This window comes from Streptomyces sp. SID12501, assembly GCF_010550245.1.
In the GTDB taxonomy this organism is placed as follows: domain Bacteria; phylum Actinomycetota; class Actinomycetes; order Streptomycetales; family Streptomycetaceae; genus Streptomyces.
Genome location: NZ_JAAGLU010000624.1, coordinates 1 through 446, shown reverse-complemented (window position 1 = coordinate 446; position 446 = coordinate 1). Strand labels below are relative to the sequence as shown.

At 76.0% G+C, this 446-nt stretch carries 1 protein-coding gene; it reads left to right on the top strand.

Going from position 1 to position 446, the window contains the following annotated elements; genetic code table 11:
• A partial coding sequence (locus G3I71_RS47600; protein WP_203733160.1) for a DNA-processing protein DprA occupies nt 1-446 on the top strand: 446 nt, incomplete at both ends.

The window sequence follows — 446 nt, the reverse complement described above, 5'->3', positions numbered from 1 at the left end:
TCGGAGCCCGCGCCTGCACCCCGTACGGGGCGCACATGGCGCAGAACCTGGCGGCGGGACTCGCCGAACGGGGCTGGGTCGTGGTGTCCGGCGCGGCGTACGGCATCGACGCCGCGGCCCACAGGGGCGCGCTCGCCGCGGGCGGAGCCACGGCGGCGGTACTGGCCTTCGGGGTGGACGTTGCCTACCCGCGCGGACACGCCGAGTTGCTCGGACGGATCTCCGGTCAAGGGCTCGTCCTCGGCGAACTGCCGCCGGGCAGCCATCCCACGCCGAGCAGGTTCGTGCTGCGCAACCGGGTCATCGCCGCCCTCACCCGGGGCACCGTCGTCGTGGAGGCGGCGTACCGCAGCGGCTCCCTCGTCACGGCCCGGCGGGCCCAACAACTCGGCCGCCTGACCATGGGCGTCCCCGGCCCCGCGACCAGCGGACTGTCGGGCGGGGTG